The following is a 19,179-nucleotide window of genomic DNA, read 5'->3' as shown; positions in this document are numbered from 1 at the left end:
TGTTCATTGTCCGTGGCAAATAGGCTAGGGCGCGTACTGGACAATAAGCTACCAGTATTGATTAAGTGCTCACCATCACCGATAGACTGCATCAGGGTTTGGTCGTCAGTTCTATGAGTGAAGTGACTGCCATAGTTGGCTCCTGCTTGGGCTTCTAATCGATTGATAGGTTGGGCAGGACTGTCAAGCAGATAGCTCTTAGTAGGTGTCATATGATTGCGACTGTCGGTATCGCTTTGAGCATCTGTGATACCGGTCATTGGCGGTAGCACGCGTTTGCTATATAAACTACCGACCCATGGCGTATCTGCGGTAATCAGACGCAGCTGGGTTAAGTGAATGCCTGATTCTAGTGTGGAGGCATGACGTTCATGGTGGCGACGACTGATGGTCAGCCCTGTCACATGTGCCAAGCTGTTGCGAGCCAAATGTACGATATGGGTCGCGCGATAGTGCTGATTGAGATGGTTGTGATCGACCAGTATAAAGGTATCGGCAACATTCAAGTCAGTGGCATGGGCAAGTGCATGATAGACGCTATGATGGCTGTGATGACTGTTTGCTACGACAGTCGCTTCATCGATGGTCTCAGTATCTGTCACTGGGGCAAATGCGGCAGGGGTGTCTAGCGTGAGTGATTGGCTACTTGCTTGATTGTTTTCTTGAGCGCTATTTTCATCAGTGCTGGTGTTTATGGTAACGTCAGCGGACTGAGTGGGGTGTGCGACACTGGCACTATTAAAGCGCTGCATCGTCACGGAGCTTGGCTGAGTGATGATTTGCTCACTCAGTGCCAACACTGGTGCATGTACGCGGTCGTGTAATACTTGCTGATAGCGTAGCGCACCAATGTTTGTGCTAATGCCATCGCTATCGCTTGGAGAGGCTGTGGTGATAATGAGCTTAGGCGGGCAATGTTCATCCGTTTGCTCGTGTCGCAGATAGGCTGTCAGTCCTTGACGTGCAAGCCGCTCACAAATATGTGTCCAGTCACTGATTTGCCACTGAGTCATGCGCGCTGGTGTCCAGCCAGTAGCGTCTTCACTGCTACTATCATCGACGGTCTCTATCTCTAAAGTAGCAGTGCGTTCTGCCACCATTGATTGTACTGATAGGTCAGTATCTATATGACAGCGTTGGTGTTGATGCAAGCGATAAGTAATGGGCTGTGCGAGCAGACGATAATAACCATAGCTGCCATCGTGATCCATTTGATGCACGGCCGTCAGGTATAAATGGCGGTAGTGTAGGCCGCTCGGGGTATCGAAGCTCAAGGTAAGCGGAGTGCCGATTAAGTAAGTAAGCGATGTAAATGGCGGATGGTGACGCTCATGAATATAGACATGAAGCAGGTAAGTGTCGATACCGTGCTGCTGATATTGCTCATTCCCATTGGGATTTAGCTGGGCAACCATATCATCTTCAGAAGATGCTTGAATCAGCTTATTCTGCCACGCTTTATGGTCATTGATGTCTTGACGAGCACTCGCATAGGGAGCTTGTGTACTGCCTTCACTGGCATAGAGCCTGTCAGGATGCATGGGGAGTACAGTATTGGTCAAGCGTAACATAGTTATGTCCCTATTCTTTGCGCAATGGCATCATGTTTTTTGAGCACTGGCATCAAAACATAAGTGCTTGTCTGCCATTGTCATGCATACAGCCGTGTTATTCGGCGAGGGTAAATTCGATACGCCGATTACTAGTACGCCCTTCTTCATTGTCATTACTGGCGATGGGGGCTGCCTCCCCTTTACCTGTGGTACTGAGGCGTGTCGCATCGATGTTTCGACCGATAAGGTATTGTTTGACGGCTTCTGCACGTTTATTTGATAACACCAAATTAAAACTGGGGTTGCCGACATTGTCTGTATGTCCAGTGATGATAACGGGCTTATCGCCAATCCGCTGCAACACGCCTGCCATGTCATCTAAGATACCAAGCCCCATGGGTGTTAGGGTGGTGCTACCTGTTTCAAATTCAACGATACGATTGCCTAAGGTGTCGTCGAGGAGACGTTGCTCCCCCTCTACAACGACCAGTTGATTGTCCAATTGGTAGAGATCCGTTAGACGCGTATGAATACGATTTTGAATCGCTTGTTTTTGTTCAAGGCTGTTCACCTTGCCATGTAAGCTAATGGTCGTACCATGAATGTCGATACGGCCTTGGCTAATATTAGAGATATCGCTATCAATGATGGCCGTGGCTATCTGTTGCCAGTTGGTTGGTATACTGATATTCGAGCGCACTTCGATCTCATCTCTGACCGTTTTATTAGGATATTGTGCTTTTAGTTTTTCGAGCAATTGTTGCTTGTCTGAGCTGGTAGCGACCACACCTTTGATGACGACTGGTACGTTGCGTGATAGACCATCATCTTGAGCTGCAAAGACAACCGCACTGAGAGGAAGTATCATCGCGGACACTAATAACAGTTTTTTGGAGTGACCAGTGAGCTTAGATGGTAATATTTTGGAGAGGACTTTCATTGAAGTGCCTTTTAATCTTTATATTATTGAGCAGTTATTAGATACAGAGGCCTGATATACAGGGTCATCAGCTAATCGTGAATCATCATTGTGCCAAAAATGTTTTTTTAAACAATTGCCTAGTATCATACAGGTAGAGACTGTCTTGTAACAAGACTTTATTGAAGCGGGTCAGCCCGATATCTTCTTCAATATATCCTTGTGTCCAGTCACTATCAGCGATGACAACCCAGCCTTCAGGGTAGCTGTCCTCACTCTCCGATATTTGACTGAGTATATGCCCGTCAGGTTTCGTAAAGCTCAGTAGCAGACGATAGCAATTAGAAGCACGGTAGAGATAGGTGTTCAGATAGAGCTGATGTGGTTGATAAAACCCACTGATTAAATCATGCCAAAAAGTAGCCATATGTATCGAGGCAACTCTATCGGAAGTGAGTGACCAACAGATGGCTTTGTTCAGACCATGAAAGCCTTTCGTGAATGTCGGTAAAAACAATAATCCAGTCGCGATAATTTGCTGTATCAATTGCGACTTATCGATATTCATCAATATGGCGATATCGTGTAGAGTCGTGGTATTGATAAAATCGTAATAGTGCGTACTGGCATTATTGTCAATCGTGAGCTGGCTATGACCGAGATATTCCATCAAGTCAGTGCTGTCTGTCTTAGACTTGGCTACGCTTATAATTTCGTAAGTCTCATTCCAAATGCTAGCAGACTTAATGGGCAAATAATTCATCCAGCTTTTGGGTTTGTCGATATGTAGGACACCAAAACCGATCAGCGGATAGTTTCTATCACTACTGTCATGACTGGGAATCAGGACGCCAGTGATAATTTCATTGGTTCTGGTATCCACATGACTAAAGTTTAAAAAAGCCGTTTGATTGGTCGTCGTCCTGTCTACTAATCGGTCACTGAATAGTGTTTCCGAGCTTACTAGGGCCTTACTGACCCATTCGTCAATCGCGTTGGTCTCTGAGATATGAGCACGTGCCCGCACAAAGTCTCCGCGTGCAGGCAGCTTGCCAAAATATACTAAAGGTAAAAGCTCAGGAGTCATGGGGTTTGCTCCTGAGTTTCTGCTTCGGCTGAGTCATTATCTGTAGAGGTGTTAGTCGCAACAGGGGTATCAGCTTGCGCATTGATAGCGTCATTAGCATTAGTAGTAGGCGTCAAGTTCAAGATGTTGGATGGCGTCGTAGGAGTTGTATTATTTTGCCCACCGCTTGGCGTTGTCGAACCATTAGTAGGCGTACTATTATTGGCAGCATTACTATCAGCAATAGGGGCTGCTGTACGTGTGACACCCAGAGCGATAATCTCATCGGGTAACTTCATACCATTGAATGGATTGGTAGAGCGACCCTGAGTAGCATTACTGCTATTGCCACTGATGATTCTAAAGCGTACAGAGATAGTGATGCCATCACCTGACCATGCCATCTCAAAGATATCGTCGCCAAGCTCAGTACGTCTTGCACTATTGATGAGGCGTTCTACACCGAAGCTACCAGCTTCTTCAAAGACGGTAAAGTCTCTGCCATCATAGTCCTTAGCTCGAATGCTAGCACCAGGTTGGCTGCTTGGGTTCGGCCATACAAAGGTCGTCCAAGCTTGGGTACCCATGCGATAGCGTAGTTGCTGACCATCAACCACAATCGTATACTCGGTCAGGCCGCTGACGGGTAGTGGCATAATTTGGAAAGTAGTTTGATTGGTAGAGCCACCATTGCCAGCAGCACCTGTCGTTCCAGCAGTATTGCTACCTGTATAGTTAGTAAAGTAACGACCAAAATCAGCGACAAATTTCGGGTTAAGGCCTAGGCCTGCACCATTCCAAATCTTACTAGAGATTTGGTCACCACGGCGAATGATAAAGGGCGACAACGTCTCGTTGACGAATTTTGCCACATAGCCGTCTTCACCAAAGAACTGACCAATCTCTGCGGGTGTTGCCTCTAAATTTGCATTGGCAGTAAATGGATATTTCTTTTCTAAATTATCGAGGAAAGGCTTACGTACTTGTGCTTTCCAGACTTTATTAATCTCCGCTTTAGTGGGCGTCAATAGCATATTAAATGAGCGGGTTAGTGGCTCACTTAATAACGGTCGAACGAGTTGTTTGATTTCAGAGTTGGCTTGGCTCAGTATCTGCTCGTCCAAAATCTGTAGAGATTTGGTCAACTCTGAACCGTCAGGGCTGAGAGTCTGCGAAGCAAATAACAGAGCATCAGGACCGATATCATCACTACGAGCGATATTATTAAAGCGCGTTCTAACATCACCTAAACTTGCCAAATAGTTGTCCAATAGCGACAAGTCTTGATTGTCTTCTCTTGGTGTTACCAAGGCATGTATAGAGGAAAATTCTTGAGCAATTACCCCTGACGGTGCTTGTGCTGTAGGGGTCGCTGTGTCACTGGTGCTACCATTGTTGCCTAGCGCGGCTTCTGCCTGTCGTAGCTCAGCAGGGCTTTGACGTAGTATAGTCTGCTTGAACCAATTGACAAATGAGCGTCGAGATTGGCCACCATTGGCTGCCGCTGGATTGGCCGCTTGGTTATCCCATTGTGTCTGACGATCGACGGTTTCAAACAGTGTCTTTAATGGTGACTCTGTAGGGTTAGACAGCTGATTCAACAGCACAGCATGGTCATCGAATCCTTTGCTATCACGAACATATACTTGCGATAAAAACCGTTTCCACTCGCTGATATACTCCTGCTTGTAGCGGTTGACCAAGTATTGTCGAATTTGTTCAGGACTGCCTGTCAATGTAAGGTCATTCTGGCTGCTGGTTGCTAGCACCCAGTCATCTGCTACCACTCTAGTCGTGGCGGCTTTGTCTATTTCATCACTGACAAAAGAGTCCCATGCTTGCTTGGTAAAAGTACCCGAAATCACATAGCTGCCCAGTAGCGCTTCACTGTTGGTGTCTTGCGTAATTTGGGCAACGGTAACCGATGGGAAGCGGGCAGAGGAGCGCATCTTAATTTCAGAGTAGACGCGATCACGAGCAGGTTGACCTTTGCTGACTTTCGATAGATTGGTACGTGTTTTGTCTACCAATCCCAAATCATTTTGAATGAGTGGAAAGGCAGGGTCATCGGCATGAGACAGTGTGAAACTCAAGATACGCTCAGCTTGGCGAATCATTTTGTCACGTGGCATATCTGCACGATTGGCTTCAAGCCAATTACGCCAAAACCGTGTCATTTGATCACTCAAGTGACTGGTCTCTAAGTTGTCATGATTGCCAAGCATGAGGTAGGCTTTGAGGGCATTGTAAGCGTCTTCAACATCCGTAGGATCTGACTGAATATAGGCATCATTAGTCGCGGCTTCAGCTACATCGTCAGTGGTTGAGTCCTCTGTACGCACTTCTAGCTGGTCAGTATTGGTGTTCACCTCGGTCAAAAACTGTTCTATGTTTTGTTTGGTGGGTGTCAAGACGATGATGCTGATACCGTTGTAGTACTCTGCTAGCAGTTTGTCTTTGAGTTTGTCACCTTGATACAGACCAAATCTTAAAGACAATGGCTTGTCTTCTTCATAACCCTCAAGTTGCTCTATTCTGCTTTGTAAGATATTAAGCGACTCAAGCTGAGACTGTAGGTCGCCATTAGCGTTCTTTTGTAGCGCTGCGACTTGTTGTAAGTCAGCCACGACGCGTTCAGTGAGCTGTTTATTGTTGGCATAAGACCACGTCCATAGACCAACTGCCGCACACAGTGTTACGACAGCTGCTAAGGTTGCAATCGCACGGTGACTGCGTCTATTACGGTTTTTGTGCTGCTTGACCAGATGCTTGTCTTTTAAAATAACTTTTGAAAATAGGTCTTGTAAAAAATAAGGCTTGTCAGCGGCCTCTTGCTGCGCATTGAGCGGGATAGCAGGTGGACGCAAGTCGTAATTCTGCATCATTTGCAGCGTCATTTGACTGCTAACTTGTCCCTCTTGCAATGCGCTCGTAAAGTAAAACCCACGAAGGATAGGTTTAAACTGAAAAGGGTTGTCCTCAAACAGAGCATGCATCAGTGTTCGTATCATTGGGCGTAATGACTGAAACTCCATAGGGAATGTCATCAAGCTAGGAGATACGGTCCGCTGATGGCGCAAAGACAGTTTCGTCGTGCTCAAATCTTTTAGACCATTTACCAATATGCCAAAATGCTCTTCGAATACATCGGTCATGTTGATATTGTCTGGATCTTCAGGGTAGGGGATGGTCGCACCCCATACTTGATTACGCTCCTCTTGCTCATAGTCATTAAAGAAGTCACGAAAGCCTGAGATCAAATCCATCTTGGTAAAGACGACGTAAACCGGTGCATAGACTTCTAGCTGCTCAGTCAAATCTTGGACACGGCTGCGTAAGTTTTTAGCCAAATCTAATGCATAATTTGGATCGTTTTTGGTCAATTCAGCGATACTGACAGCGATGATAATGCCGTTAATCGGTGCTTTAGGACGGTTCTTTTTGAGTAGGCTTAAAAACGACAGCCATTCTGAGCGATCTTCTTCATAAACAGAATAGCGCCCCGCAGTATCAAGTAAGATGCCTTCAGTTGAAAAAAACCAATCACAGTTACGTGTACCGCCGACCCCTTTGACAGAGAGCTTATTGGTTTGCTCCATAAATGGGAATTTTAAGCCAGAATGCAGTACGGCTGAGCTTTTACCTGCTGCTGGATTACCAATGACCATATACCAAGGCAATTCATATAATGCTGCTTTGCCCGTTTGATCACCAATCTTTGATTTGCGAATGGTTTTGATCGCATCTTGCATTTGCTGACGTAGCGCTTGTACTTCTTGGGTGTTTTCATCTTTGGCTGTAGGAGTGCCATTTTCATTGGTATCCTCACCGCCATTATCTTCTACCAAATTTGCCAGCTCATCTGAGGCTTTTTTGCGCTTCTTCCACAGATAGTAGGCAAGCGCTCCTAACACCGTAAAGGTGATTAGGACGCCAATAATAATGAAAAAGGTTTTGATAGGGACGTAGTCGTATAGCAAGACTAAGGCGACTATGATACCCAAGGCTAATAGCACTCTTGGGTTATAGATAAGATGAAAAAACCTTGAAAACATGCGTGCTACCTAGTGTGGTCTTAAGATAATAAAATGAGTATTTTCAATAATAAAGCGTCACCAAAAGCTATGATTCAGACTGCTGAGAGGCATCTGCTAACCAAAGCATGGTGCAATGCTTATGTTGAGTAATCAAAAATACGCTGTCTGACTCTTGTTGGTCATTTTCGACTAAGTCTACGAATAGCGATAAGCTAATAAATGGCTTTAACCAGTGATTCAATGGCATATAATGCCCTAAATGACGTTCGTTTACTAGAGCGCCTTGCGCTATAAATGCGTCAAGAAAATTCATGTATACCGACATGTCATAAGGTTGGTTTGATGGATTAATGTCTGATATGGCCGTAATACTGAGGTCTGATAGTGCAACATTAGTTTTGGAATCAGCATCATCTGCTTTTGTTGTCGGTTTGTTGACAGTATTTAGTGCTGCCGTATTGGTCGGTGATAGTGACAGCGTATTATCGATTAATAATTTTTGGATCGTCGTTAGATGATTAAGGTAGTAGCGGTTATTACTTAGGCGATTAGAGGTGTGACCTTCCTTATCTCTATCGTTGGCTTTTGGGGTATCTATCTCAGTTAATAGAATACGGGTACTGGTATCTATATTCAGCAAATCCTGAGCCGCTTTATTAAAAAATACCAGCAGAGCGCCCGCCTCAGTAGGAATGACATTGGCCGTTTGATTGGAATACAGTTCAGAGTCCAACCACTCTTCACTAATCTGCGAATCTGCAATGAGCATCAAGCAAATGTCAGGGGCAGCTGATTGCGACAAGGAGATGATATGTCTATTGATAAACTCGGCAGGATTGGCCGTTGTTGCCTCGCTTACTCTGTCACTTGTTGCATCGGTATCGTCAGTCGCGATATTCGTAAAAGAGAGTGCGGTTTCAGGAATACCGTAGGTCGCTAACTGTTCTGTTACTACTGAGATAAGAGATGCTGAGTCAGCGCTGGCAGGCAAGCACAAATAGATAGGCAAGTTGGACAGACGGATAGTAGGAGCGGTCGCCATTGTCTCATCGCTATTGCCTTCTTTGGCACTAACTAAGTAATGCTGCTGCCATTCGGGATGAATATGGGCAGCCGAGTTGGACTGCATATTGTCTTGCTGATGATGTTGATAAAAATGTTCACCGAGTACAGACCATATCTCATCGCTCAAAGTAAGCTGCTCATGAATCAATGAGCACAAGCGCAAGGTTGTGTCATTCAATGCAGCCATACGCTCTGATCTCGATTCGTCTTCATCGGTGGTATCAACATCCCAGTCGGCGTCTTCCAAATCCTTAGATATATACTGATATGGTAGCGATGCTGAATCGGTAAGTCTGGTAATCGGTTTTACTAGTATCGGCAAGCCATCGAAATCTGTCAGCTCATCACTTAATAGTGTCAGGTCTTCGTCGTTGTCAATAACTTCAGACCAGCTGTCTCCTTCAGGCAGGCAAACACGGCTAAATATAAATACTTGATAAGTATCGGGCTGCTTGGCACTTTCTGTTTTATTTGATATGTCATCAAGGGAGTCTGATTTTTTGCTGGCTTGCTTATCTAACTTTTTTTGCCACCACAGGAGTGCCATGATAGTGCCAAGTAACAGTAAAGGAATGGCAACGAACCACAGTAATAAGCCAGATGAAGTCAGCTGTCGTGCATTGTCTTTGAAGTACATCCAAACCAAAATGAGATAAATGCCTAAAAACGCTCCTAAAATAAAGCGACTGTACGACAGTATTTTTTTTGCAGCCACTTATCTAAACTCCCTATTTGTTGGGTTGTTATTATCATTGTTACTATGTAGATAAACTTGCTAGGCAGTATTTTAGGGCATTCATAGACTACTTTCTACTATATTTGATGACTTTATTTTACTTATATGTCATTTGCTTATGGAAGGAGTGCGTAATCGATGACGGTCTACTCAAACAAAAAATATCTATAAAAATAAGGTATATAAAGGGTTGTAAGTGAGAGTTTATAAGATAATCTCAATATAAAATGACTTATAAATAAAAAAGCAAACGGAAAGATAAGAAAATTAACGTAATTAAGTCAGCTTTATTTTAAACGGTGGTCATTTGTCTATATAATACTTGCGCAATACCAATAATAAACGCCTGTTTTTTTTTGTTTTCATCGCCTTAACTGTCGTTGCTGCTTCTTTATGATTTACTGGACTGTGTCTGCATTTACTATTGTCTCTATCATCATGATTATCATGCTGTTTGATAGGCAGCTGTGCGCGCGACTGTTTAATAAAGTAGCTGTTCGTTTTCAGCGATTATTCAGATTAAAAATTAAGCGCTTAGCCGTCAAATCACAAGCAAAACCATTCCGTTCTCGTATCCGTCAGCTGAGTAGCATGGCTTCGCGTATTGATGTCTCTCGTGTCCCAGTTATATCAGCACTGTCGGTATTGATTGTCATGGCAACCGCTGGTCTTTGCTATGCACTGATTAACAATCATTCTCTGGCGGTGTACCATGCGAAAGATACCGCACCCAGCACTACCAGCACACAAATCAGCCAATTACTGATAGGAGAGCGATTGCGTCCGCCACCAACGCCACCAGAAGAGCTATTCGATGAGCTTGATGCTGAGATTGCGAGTTATCAAGCCAGCAAAGCAGATGTGGACTATTGGCCGGATGCTCAGACGGATGTGAGTCAGATAGATAGACCGCTGATGATGCCTGAATCTGACCTGTCTAACTTAGATGCGCTAGATCATAGCACTGGCTATTCAGGTGACATGTTGGCTTCGCACTTGAGTGGTGGTCATATAAACATCAAGAATGCTGACCGTAATTGGAAAAAAATGAATTCAGAATTTGTTCAACGGCTGTTGACTGTGTATAAGGTGATGAGTGATCAATATGGTTATGATATGGTGCTTTTAGAAGGGTATCGTAGCCCTGAAAGGCAAGGCAGACTGCTCAAAAAAGGAACGCATGTGACAAAAGCAGGCTCATATAAGAGCTATCATCAGTTTGGTTTAGCAGGTGATAGTGCCTTTATCAGAAATGGCAAGATTGTCATAACTGAAAAGGATCCTTGGGCGATGCGGGGCTACAAATTATATGGTAAAGTAGCCAAGTCTGCCGGACTTGTGTGGGGTGGTGACTGGCGAATGATGGATCTCGGGCATGTTGAGCTACGTAAAAAAGGCGTACTCGGTCGGCCAGAAATGGCAGAGATTTTGACCAGTCAATAATGATAATAATATTTCAAGGTAAATTGAAAATATGGACAGATGTATGACATTGCCGACAGCGTTAATAGCCACTGCCTGTTTGTTAAGTGGCGTGCTCACAGGATGTAGCACGGACAGATTTAGTCAATCAACTGATAAAGCCTCTGAGCTGGCTGGCGAGTCTGGTATTGGTGATAAGATAAAAGACATCATTAGCAGTGACAATGATGATTTACAGAATCTCAAAGGCCAGCTAGAGAAGCAGCAGCAACAGCTAGAGACAATGCTTGCCGAGCAGCAGGCGTTGCAGCAACAGCTAAAGCGTCAGCAGGTCACATTGACGATCAAGCCATCGGCCAATGCCAATGCAGGACGCGCAAAGCAGGGTACAGCGAGTACGGCTTATATTGCATTTTTGGAAGAAGAAAGCGAATTCACTGACATCGAATCGCTAGCAGCGAAAGAGGTCAGTGTCGTGCCCAATCGTGAGAGTAATTTGACATTAAATATTCCACAGGATGCACGCTTTATCGCAGTAAAAGTGGGATTGAGGTATACCAAAAAGCGCTCACAGTTCCTTATTCCTATTACCAGTCTCGATTTTGATACCCCACTTACTCTGAATATTGGCGCATGTGATGTGAGTATCGTAGAAGGTATCAGCCCAGATCAGGCACCCACATTTACCACCAAACTTAAATATTATCAGCAGCCGCTTGTCAGCTGTTCGTAGGAGATTGTCTTGAGTAAACACAAAGTACTATGGGGCGAGGGGCTATTCTTACGACCTCAGCATTTTCAGATTCAAGACACCTATCATGACTCGCAGCGAGCATTGAGCATGATGCTGATGCATCCCTATGCTTATGGCGTATCGGATGTGCAGATTGACAAACAACTTTTGGAAAGCAATCTATTAAGCTTTCAGAGTATTTATGCCGTACTGCCAGATGGCACGATATATCAGGCTCCTCGTACCGATGCGTTGCCAAAAGCCATTACGCTAGATACTCAAGACAATGGCGATGAAGTTTTTGTATTCTTGAGCTTAGAAATTGTCCATAGTGGTGGTAGCAATATACAGACTGACCATAGTGACAACCCCGCTCGCTATGTCAGAGGTGCTGTTGAGGCGCAGGATCTGTACAGTCAAGCCGCCGAAGCCGTTATTGATGTCGTTAAGTTATCACCTAGCTTACAGCTAAGTCATTCCGTGCAAGCGCCTAGTCAAGATACCGTGTCTCTACTGGTTGCTAAGCTAGTGCGTACGACCCAAGGTGTTTATCAAGTGGACGATGATTACATCGTGCCGAGCGTACATATTACGAGTAATCCCGCGCTTGTGAGTCAGGTCTATCGTTTGATGACTATGATTAATACCAAGTCTACTTCGCTGTACGATCATCATCGTCAGTCCAACAATGACTTACTAGAATTCCGATCTTCAGATATTGCTTCTTTTTGGTTGTTACATACGCTGAATACGGCATATTCTCAGTTGAGTCATTTATATAACAACGCTAAATTGCATCCAGAGCGCCTCTATGAAGCGCTGTTGAATGTGGCCAGTCAGTTAGCGACTTTTAGTTCACTATATAAAGTAGGCGATTTGCCTGCCTATCATCATGATAATGCTAATGAGTCATTTGTGAGTATTATTCTGATCATTCGTGAGCTGCTCAATACGGTCATTGCGAGTAACTTTATATCGATTCCATTGCGTCAGAATAAGCCGTCTTACTATACTGGTGAGTTGGGCAGTGACAAGATTACGCGTGGCTCACAGCTGTATCTGTCTATTAGCTCGTCGCTACCGATGCATGAGCTCATCGATATCGTACCGCGCCGCTTTAAGATTGCGACCCCTGATTCAGTAGAGAAACGAGTCTTGTCTGCGCTTCCAGGCTCACCTGTGTCACACGTTACTCAAGTACCTAGTGCGATACCTGTGAGACCTGGATTCAGCTACTTCACTATTGAGCCGGTAGGTGAGCTGTATGACGAGATGCTAAAGTCTGAATCTATCTGTATTTATGTGCCAAATGGCTTTGATGACTTAAAAATTGAACTGATGGCTATCGTACAGTAGTCTCTTTAATCGCTATTGTCGTTTTCAATTTTGAGTACAGCTTTATATAAACAGGCAAAGTGATTCTACTTAACGACTATCTATTAATGTATTTATATACCAATGTATCTATTAGTTTATACATCAACAGTCGTTAAGGATTTCTATTCGTCAGTGCTTTTCGTCAGTGCTTTTAAATTAGTATTCGCAAACCAGCATTTGCAAATTAGTATTCGCAAAATAATAAGCATTAGGAACAATCATGTCAGGGAATAATTCAACGGGTTCTGCGCCTTCGCTATTAGATTCAGGTGAGGTGGCCTCAAAAGTCTCAGCAACGGGCCTTGATAAACGTATCAGCAGCCAGTCGCTGGTTGATATCATGTATGACGGCTTTTATTTGGTGTTTTTACTGCGGAATCACTATTTCAGTACAGAGCCACGCAAATTTCGTCAAAAAATATATGATTTTTTAGATAAGTTCGAGATGAATGCGCGCAAAAAAGGATTTCTGTCAGAGGATATCCATGAAGCCAAGTACGCGTATTGTGCGCTGATTGATGAAACCATCATGACATCGCAAGAGCCAGAGTTTCAAACGCTAAAAGATTCTTGGGAGCTTAATCCGTTGCAATTGGATTTGTTTGGCTCACAAGTTGCTGGTAATGAGTTCTTCGACCGTCTAGATGGGCTGCGAGAGCAGGGGGAGAAACGTCTGCCAGCCCTAGAAGTTTACCACTACGCAATGCTGCTTGGTTTTCAAGGAAAATATCGTTTAGAAGCCCCTGAAAAAATCCGCTATCTTATCTCACGACTGGGTGATGAGATTGAACATCTACGCGGTAATAAGAATGAGTTTTCACCGTTTTGGGCAATTCCAGATCAGATCAAACATACGCTTACGAGCGAAACGCCATTATGGATTATTTTGGCGGTGATGGCGGTATTATTGACGGTGATATTTGCAACCATGTGGCAATTTACCAATAGTTTCTCTAACGAGCAGCTATCCGCCTATGATAATGTGATTCAAGAGAACAAAGAGCAGGCTCATATTTCGATTTTCTTACCTTAATGACAGTTATGCCATGGTAAGTATGTAGAAGCTCTGAATTGATTCTACGAGTAGACAGCAATATAAGAAGGGCATTAGTATGGTTACTATTTATATAGTGACTATTACTAACGCCCTTTTTTGTGCGCATAGTACCTATTATTTGACTCATATCTTTTATCTTATGCATGTCGATTAAAAAAATAGCAGACATAAAAAAACCCTCATCAAATTGATGAGGGTTTTGGCAAATGCCATAATCGAATTAATAATAATTCAAAAAATTTACTACTAAAATGTGGCTCTCCAACCTGGGCTCGAACCAGGGACACACGGATTAACAGTCCGTTGCTCTACCAACTGAGCTATTGGAGAATAGGTTGCAAGTATTAAATACGCTTACAACGAGCTTAAAAAGTCTCTAACGAGTTCTTGCTAAGTGGGGCGTATTCTAGCAAAGATAAAAAATACGTCAAGCTTTTTTTTGCATAATTAGTAAAAATTGTCATTTTAATGATGAGATAACGTGTTTTTCTTAATTATGCCTAAGAATCTCGCAAAAAAAAGACGCCCTATACACTCTATAGGGCGTCTTTTTTATAAAGGCACTTGTAAGACTGATTGCCCATTATGATTTATTCAGCAACGTCTAAATCCGCAACTGCTTGCTCGATACGTGACAAGGCATCTTTTAATGTGGCTTCATCAGTGGCGTAAGAGATACGCATGTAACCGCCAAGACCGAATGCATCACCAGGCACGACTGCCACGCCAACCTTGTCTAACAACCATGCTGAGAACTCTGTGCATGACGACAGGCCAGCAGCTTTGATGAGCGGTACGATATTTGGATATACGTAGAATGCACCATCGGGGCGCAGGCAAGTAATACCTTTAATGGCATTTAGACCATTCACGACCAAATCACAGCGCTTCTCGAAAGCCGCTACCATTGGTTCTAGTACGCTTTGGTCGCCACTGATAGCCGCTTCGGCAGCAACTTGGCTGATCGAAGCTGGGCATGAGGTAGATTGTGATTGCACCTTTTTCATGGCACCGATTAGTTTGGCAGGGCCGCCAGCATAACCAATACGCCAACCTGTCATTGCATACGCTTTTGAGACGCCGTTTAAGATGATGGCGCGTTCTTTTAGCTCAGGTGCAGCATTCAAAATATTGTAGAACTTATCACCTGTCCAACGGATATGTTCATACATATCATCTGAGGCTACATAGACTTGTGGATGTTTTTTCAAGACTTCAGCGATGGCTTTTAGCTCATCTAACGTATAAATCATACCAGTTGGGTTAGATGGACTATTCAATACCAACATTTTGGTTTTGTCAGTGATGGCTGCTTCTAGTTGGTCGGCAGTGATTTTGAAGTCTTGTTCAGCAGGGCATTTGACAATGACGGGTACACCTTCTGCGATGATGACCATGTCAGGGTAGCTGACCCAGTAAGGCGCAGGAATGATAACTTCGTCACCTGGATTGATAAAGGCTTGAGCAAGGTTAAAGAATGATTGCTTACCACCAGCCGATACTAGGATTTCGTTTGGCTCATAGCTGATGTCATTGTCACGCTTGAATTTCTCAATAATGGCTTTTTTTAGCTCTGGTGTGCCATCAACAGCAGTGTACTTGGTAAAGCCATTATTAATGGCGTCAATCGCTGCTTTTTTGATGTGCTCTGGTGTATCAAAGTCAGGTTCGCCAGCGCCTAAGCCGATAATATCTTTGCCCGCAGCTTTCATCTCTTTGGCTTTATTGGTAATGGCCATAGTCGGTGACGGTTTGATGTTGTTGACGCGGTTAGACAATTGTATCTCGCTCATGAGGTATCCTTTTTGTATTAGAGTAGAGTGGGTGAACAGCTGATATTGATTATATAACGTGCTCCATGCAACTGTTGTAGGCGTGTTGAACACGAGGAGGTTTTTTGAGCTGTTGAGAATATAAACAATGCTCAATAATACAGGTGCTTTGATTTCAATATTGTAGCATGCAGGTATTGGGCTGTCCCAAGACACTAGGACATGTAATCAACTCAATCGACATCTAATCAACACTCATTTAAATAAGCTAAATAAGATAAATGAGCAAACAATGACGAAATTCTGCCAAATAGCCATTCAATACTCCTATGTCATTTGTATCGTGTTGTCTGCGCTGTTTTTCTCGATTAACTACCATTTATCGAATTTTCACCAATCTTTTATAGAATGAGAGAGACGTCTTAATAATAGGAATTAATGTCATTATTCATAGCGTTATCATTGACTGGATAAACCGAGTGTCTTTGTGCTTCTATGCCCATTTTAATTGCGAAGACACAACAATAAACCTGTATCGACACACTATAATTATTTAGATTTCTTAAATAAAATAGGCATTAGCTTAATGAAATGCGATTAATGTTATATACCAAAAACAATAATAACTGAGTATTTAATATCTGGCTAAGCACTGACTTATACATTATAAAAGAAATAATAAAGGATACTGACAATGACAAACTCTCCTAAGAAACAACATATTCTCATTACTGGCGCAACGTCAGGTATAGGCAATCAATTAGCAAAAGATTATTTGTTAGACGACCATCATGTCTATGCTGTTGGCCGTGATGATGCCGCATTGGCTGAGCTAAAATCATTGGGTGCTGAGACCATTGATTTGGATCTAATGGATCGAGAAAAAGTAATAGAAGCTTTTGAGAAAATAGATGTGGTTGATTTGGCGATTTGCGGTGCTGGCATGTGTGAATATCTAGATATGCCGAACTTTGATAGTGCGTCATTTATGAAAGTTATGTCAGTGAATATGGGGACATTGTCGCACGCTATCGAAGGCATTTTGCCAAAGCTTATTGCTTCAAAAGGTCGCTTAGTTGGTATTGGTTCAGCGTCTGCTTATGTGCCTTTTGCCCGTGCTGAGGCTTATGGCAGCTCAAAGGCGGCCATTCATTATTTAATGAAGACTCTACAGATTAGTCTTGCACCGCATGATGTATCAGTCAGCTTAGTCGTGCCTGGTTTTGTCGAAACACCAATGACCAAACGAAATGATTTCCCTATGCCATTTATCCAGACACCAGCTCAGGCAAGTCAGGCCATTCGCGACGGTATAGCGAGCGGGCATGATGTGATTGAATTCCCGAAGAAGCTAACCTTGCCATTGAAGGCATTAGGTACATTGCCAGATTTAGTGTGGCAGCAAGTCAGTGGAAAGCTTAATAAAAAATAACTGATACTAGGGCGTGTCTTCAATTCACTCGATAGTCATCTAAATGGGCTAAAAATGGCTAAATCTTGCCAAACATCGTCAAATAGCTGGTTAATATCCCGATATTATCTGCGCTATTTTTCTTGTTTGACGGCAATTTATCTCATTTTTATCACCATTTTTGAAATGAAGACACGGCCTAAAGAGTCGTTCAAAATAAACTGCTAAAAAACAGTCGTTAAAAATAGATCGTCAAAACTTAGAAAGGAACGCATGTATGTCGTTTATCCGCCGTAAACGTAAGAACACAGAAATAGTCTCTAACGAAGCCAGCAACGTTTTGAAAAATACGTCTAGCGTCCAAGCCAAAAAGCGTATCGCTATTATTGGCTCAGGTGTGTCAGGATTGACTTGTGCTCATTACCTCGTGGCACAACATGATGTAACAGTGTTCGAAGCCAATGATTACATCGGCGGGCATGTAAATACAATTGATGTGGCACTCCAAGATGGCAAAAAAGCAAAAACGGGTAATGTGGAAACCAGTGCGATAGACACGGGATTCATTGTTTTTAACGAGCGTACCTATCCTAACTTCTTTCGCTTGTTATATGACTTAAAAGTACCGTTTCAATCGACAGACATGAGCTTTTCAGTAAAAAATACCGCACGTCATTTTGAATACAATGGTCACACGCTTAACACTTTATTGTCGCAGCGCAAAAACGTGCTCAATCCAAAATTTTGGCGATTTATAAAAGATATCCTACAGTTCAACAAACATATCAAGCAACTCCGCCAAGACTACGAAACGGCACGTGCTCAAGGGCAAGACGTCAGCATCTTCACTGAGCAAACGCTGGGTGGTTATCTCACGCAAAAAAACTACGGAAAACTGTTCACAGATAACTATCTGCTGCCAATGGTTTCTGCTATTTGGTCGACCAGTCTGGATGAAGTACAAAATTTTCCATTGGTGTTTTTTGCGCAGTTCTTTGACAACCACGGCTTGCTCGATGTGGTCAATCGTCCGCAGTGGTTCACGATTAAAGGCGGCTCAAAACAGTACGTTAATAAGTTAGTGCCACGCTTTATCAAAGCGGGTGGCGAGGTACGAGTAAACAGCCTAGTACAGTCAGTGGTTCGTGATGGTGAGCAAGTATTGTTGACGGTTCAGAACAAAAGTAACACTGATAACACGATCGAAAATTTTGTATTTGATGAAGTTATCTTTGCTTGTCATGCAGATACCACGCTAAAGATTTTAAAAGATGCCAGTACAGAAGAGTCTGAAGTGCTAGGGCATTTCCGCTTTACCAAAAATACCGCCGTACTTCATACCGATATCAGCGTTCTACCTAAAAAACCGTTGGCATGGGCAAGTTGGAACTACCTCATTGATGAAACAGCATCGGGCAGCACGACGGAGATTGAGCAAGCTGCTGAAGGCGTACAAAGCCCTGCTAAGCCCGTACTGACATATCATATGAATATCCTGCAGCGACTCACCAAACAGCATAATTATCTAGTGACGCTTAATCCAGGAACTATTGATAAAAATATAGATGACAAGCAAGTCATCAAAAGCATCGATTATAGCCATCCAGTTTTTGACCTTGCGATGATTGATGCTCAAACCAAATGGTCAAGTATCTCTGGTAACGGCTTGCACACGCATTTTTGCGGTGCGTATTGGTTTAATGGTTTTCATGAAGATGGTGTGCGTAGTGGTCTACGTGTCTGTCAGGCATTGGGTCATAATATTGAGATAAAAGACGATGTTGATCCGACTCACTTGCCAGATGCTGATAGTGCTCATACGCCATTCCGTTATAAAGACATGCCGATAAAGGCAGATACCAAGTTACGTAAACTTAATAAGCGTGAAGTCATCACAGCGACCACCAATCAGGAGCTGGTTGAGTATGCTGAGCGTTTACAGTCTACCGTCATAGATGGTGGACAGAAGAAAAAACGTGGCTTATTTGGTTATCGTAACTCGAAGTAATTTTAGAATTAAAATAAAAAACA

The 19,179-nt window shown here is 43.3% G+C and carries 12 protein-coding genes and 1 tRNA gene; 6 read left to right on the top strand and 7 right to left on the bottom strand.

Features of this window, described 5'->3' with window-relative positions:
* From I6E84_RS04735 to I6E84_RS04715, 5 genes are all read right to left on the bottom strand, one after another.
* The coding region (locus I6E84_RS04735; protein ID WP_197216468.1) for a contractile injection system protein, VgrG/Pvc8 family at positions 1–1,571 on the bottom strand (1,571 nt) is incomplete at its 3' end.
* Between the two features lie 97 nt (positions 1,572–1,668).
* Positions 1,669–2,493 (bottom strand): OmpA family protein, encoded by an 825-nt coding sequence (locus I6E84_RS04730; RefSeq protein ID WP_197216466.1) that lies wholly within the window; start codon positions 2,491–2,493, stop codon positions 1,669–1,671.
* Between the two features lie 85 nt (positions 2,494–2,578).
* Positions 2,579–3,559, bottom strand: coding sequence for a type VI secretion system-associated protein TagF (gene tagF, locus I6E84_RS04725; RefSeq protein ID WP_197216464.1), 981 nt, complete (start codon positions 3,557–3,559; stop codon positions 2,579–2,581).
* The gene (gene tssM, locus I6E84_RS04720) at positions 3,556–7,593 is read right to left on the bottom strand and encodes a type VI secretion system membrane subunit TssM (protein WP_197216462.1); all 4,038 of its coding nucleotides are present in this window, start codon (positions 7,591–7,593) and stop codon (positions 3,556–3,558) included. Before tssM ends, tagF begins: the two co-directional genes overlap by 4 nt.
* A 67-nt stretch (positions 7,594–7,660) precedes the next feature.
* Positions 7,661–9,355 (bottom strand): hypothetical protein, encoded by a 1,695-nt coding sequence (locus I6E84_RS04715; protein WP_197216460.1) that lies wholly within the window; start codon positions 9,353–9,355, stop codon positions 7,661–7,663.
* Between the two features lie 429 nt (positions 9,356–9,784).
* Between I6E84_RS04715 and I6E84_RS04710 the strand changes: the two genes are divergently transcribed.
* From I6E84_RS04710 to icmH, 4 genes are all read left to right on the top strand, one after another.
* Complete coding sequence (locus tag I6E84_RS04710) at positions 9,785–10,819, top strand: M15 family metallopeptidase (protein ID WP_320158624.1); 1,035 nt, start codon at positions 9,785–9,787, stop codon at positions 10,817–10,819.
* 43 nt (positions 10,820–10,862) lie between these two features.
* Positions 10,863–11,531 (top strand): hypothetical protein, encoded by a 669-nt coding sequence (locus I6E84_RS04705; RefSeq protein WP_197216458.1) that lies wholly within the window; start codon positions 10,863–10,865, stop codon positions 11,529–11,531.
* A 9-nt stretch (positions 11,532–11,540) separates the two neighbouring features.
* Positions 11,541–12,887, top strand: a complete 1,347-nt coding sequence (tssK, locus tag I6E84_RS04700) for a type VI secretion system baseplate subunit TssK (protein WP_197216456.1) — start codon at positions 11,541–11,543, stop codon at positions 12,885–12,887.
* 241 nt (positions 12,888–13,128) lie between these two features.
* Complete coding sequence (gene icmH / locus I6E84_RS04695; RefSeq protein ID WP_110922442.1) at positions 13,129–13,941, top strand: type IVB secretion system protein IcmH/DotU; 813 nt, start codon at positions 13,129–13,131, stop codon at positions 13,939–13,941.
* A gap of 278 nt (positions 13,942–14,219) precedes the next feature.
* Here icmH and I6E84_RS04690 read toward each other — a convergent pair.
* Positions 14,220–14,295: transfer RNA gene (locus I6E84_RS04690), tRNA-Asn, on the bottom strand.
* A 260-nt stretch (positions 14,296–14,555) separates the two neighbouring features.
* A complete protein-coding gene (locus I6E84_RS04685) occupies positions 14,556–15,758 on the bottom strand; it encodes a pyridoxal phosphate-dependent aminotransferase (RefSeq protein ID WP_197216454.1) in 1,203 nt (400 codons plus the stop codon).
* Positions 15,759–16,431: 673 nt separating this feature from the next.
* Between I6E84_RS04685 and I6E84_RS04680 the strand changes: the two genes are divergently transcribed.
* Together I6E84_RS04680 and I6E84_RS04675 are read left to right on the top strand one after the other, a co-directional pair.
* Positions 16,432–17,169: an SDR family NAD(P)-dependent oxidoreductase gene (locus I6E84_RS04680; protein WP_197216452.1), complete on the top strand. Its 738-nt coding sequence runs from the start codon at positions 16,432–16,434 to the stop codon at positions 17,167–17,169.
* 256 nt (positions 17,170–17,425) lie between these two features.
* Positions 17,426–19,156: an NAD(P)/FAD-dependent oxidoreductase gene (locus I6E84_RS04675; protein WP_197216451.1), complete on the top strand. Its 1,731-nt coding sequence runs from the start codon at positions 17,426–17,428 to the stop codon at positions 19,154–19,156.
* Positions 19,157–19,179 lie beyond the last annotated feature (23 nt).

The organism is Psychrobacter sp. SCQQ22 (genome assembly GCF_015864605.1).
Classification (GTDB): Bacteria; Pseudomonadota; Gammaproteobacteria; order Pseudomonadales; family Moraxellaceae; genus Psychrobacter; species Psychrobacter fozii.
The sequence above is the reverse complement of the archived record's forward strand: the minus strand, read 5'-3'. Positions and strand labels throughout refer to the sequence as shown.

Coding starts and splice junctions, on each gene's coding strand:
- I6E84_RS04730 (WP_197216466.1), bottom strand. CDS start 2,493: ATGAAAGTCCTCTCCAAAATATTACCATCTAAGCTCACTGGTCACTCC.
- tagF (WP_197216464.1), bottom strand. CDS start 3,559: ATGACTCCTGAGCTTTTACCTTTAGTATATTTTGGCAAGCTGCCTGCA.
- tssM (WP_197216462.1), bottom strand. CDS start 7,593: ATGTTTTCAAGGTTTTTTCATCTTATCTATAACCCAAGAGTGCTATTA.
- I6E84_RS04705 (WP_197216458.1), top strand. CDS start 10,863: ATGACATTGCCGACAGCGTTAATAGCCACTGCCTGTTTGTTAAGTGGC.
- icmH (WP_110922442.1), top strand. CDS start 13,129: ATGTCAGGGAATAATTCAACGGGTTCTGCGCCTTCGCTATTAGATTCA.
- I6E84_RS04685 (WP_197216454.1), bottom strand. CDS start 15,758: ATGAGCGAGATACAATTGTCTAACCGCGTCAACAACATCAAACCGTCA.
- I6E84_RS04680 (WP_197216452.1), top strand. CDS start 16,432: ATGACAAACTCTCCTAAGAAACAACATATTCTCATTACTGGCGCAACG.
- I6E84_RS04675 (WP_197216451.1), top strand. CDS start 17,426: ATGTCGTTTATCCGCCGTAAACGTAAGAACACAGAAATAGTCTCTAAC.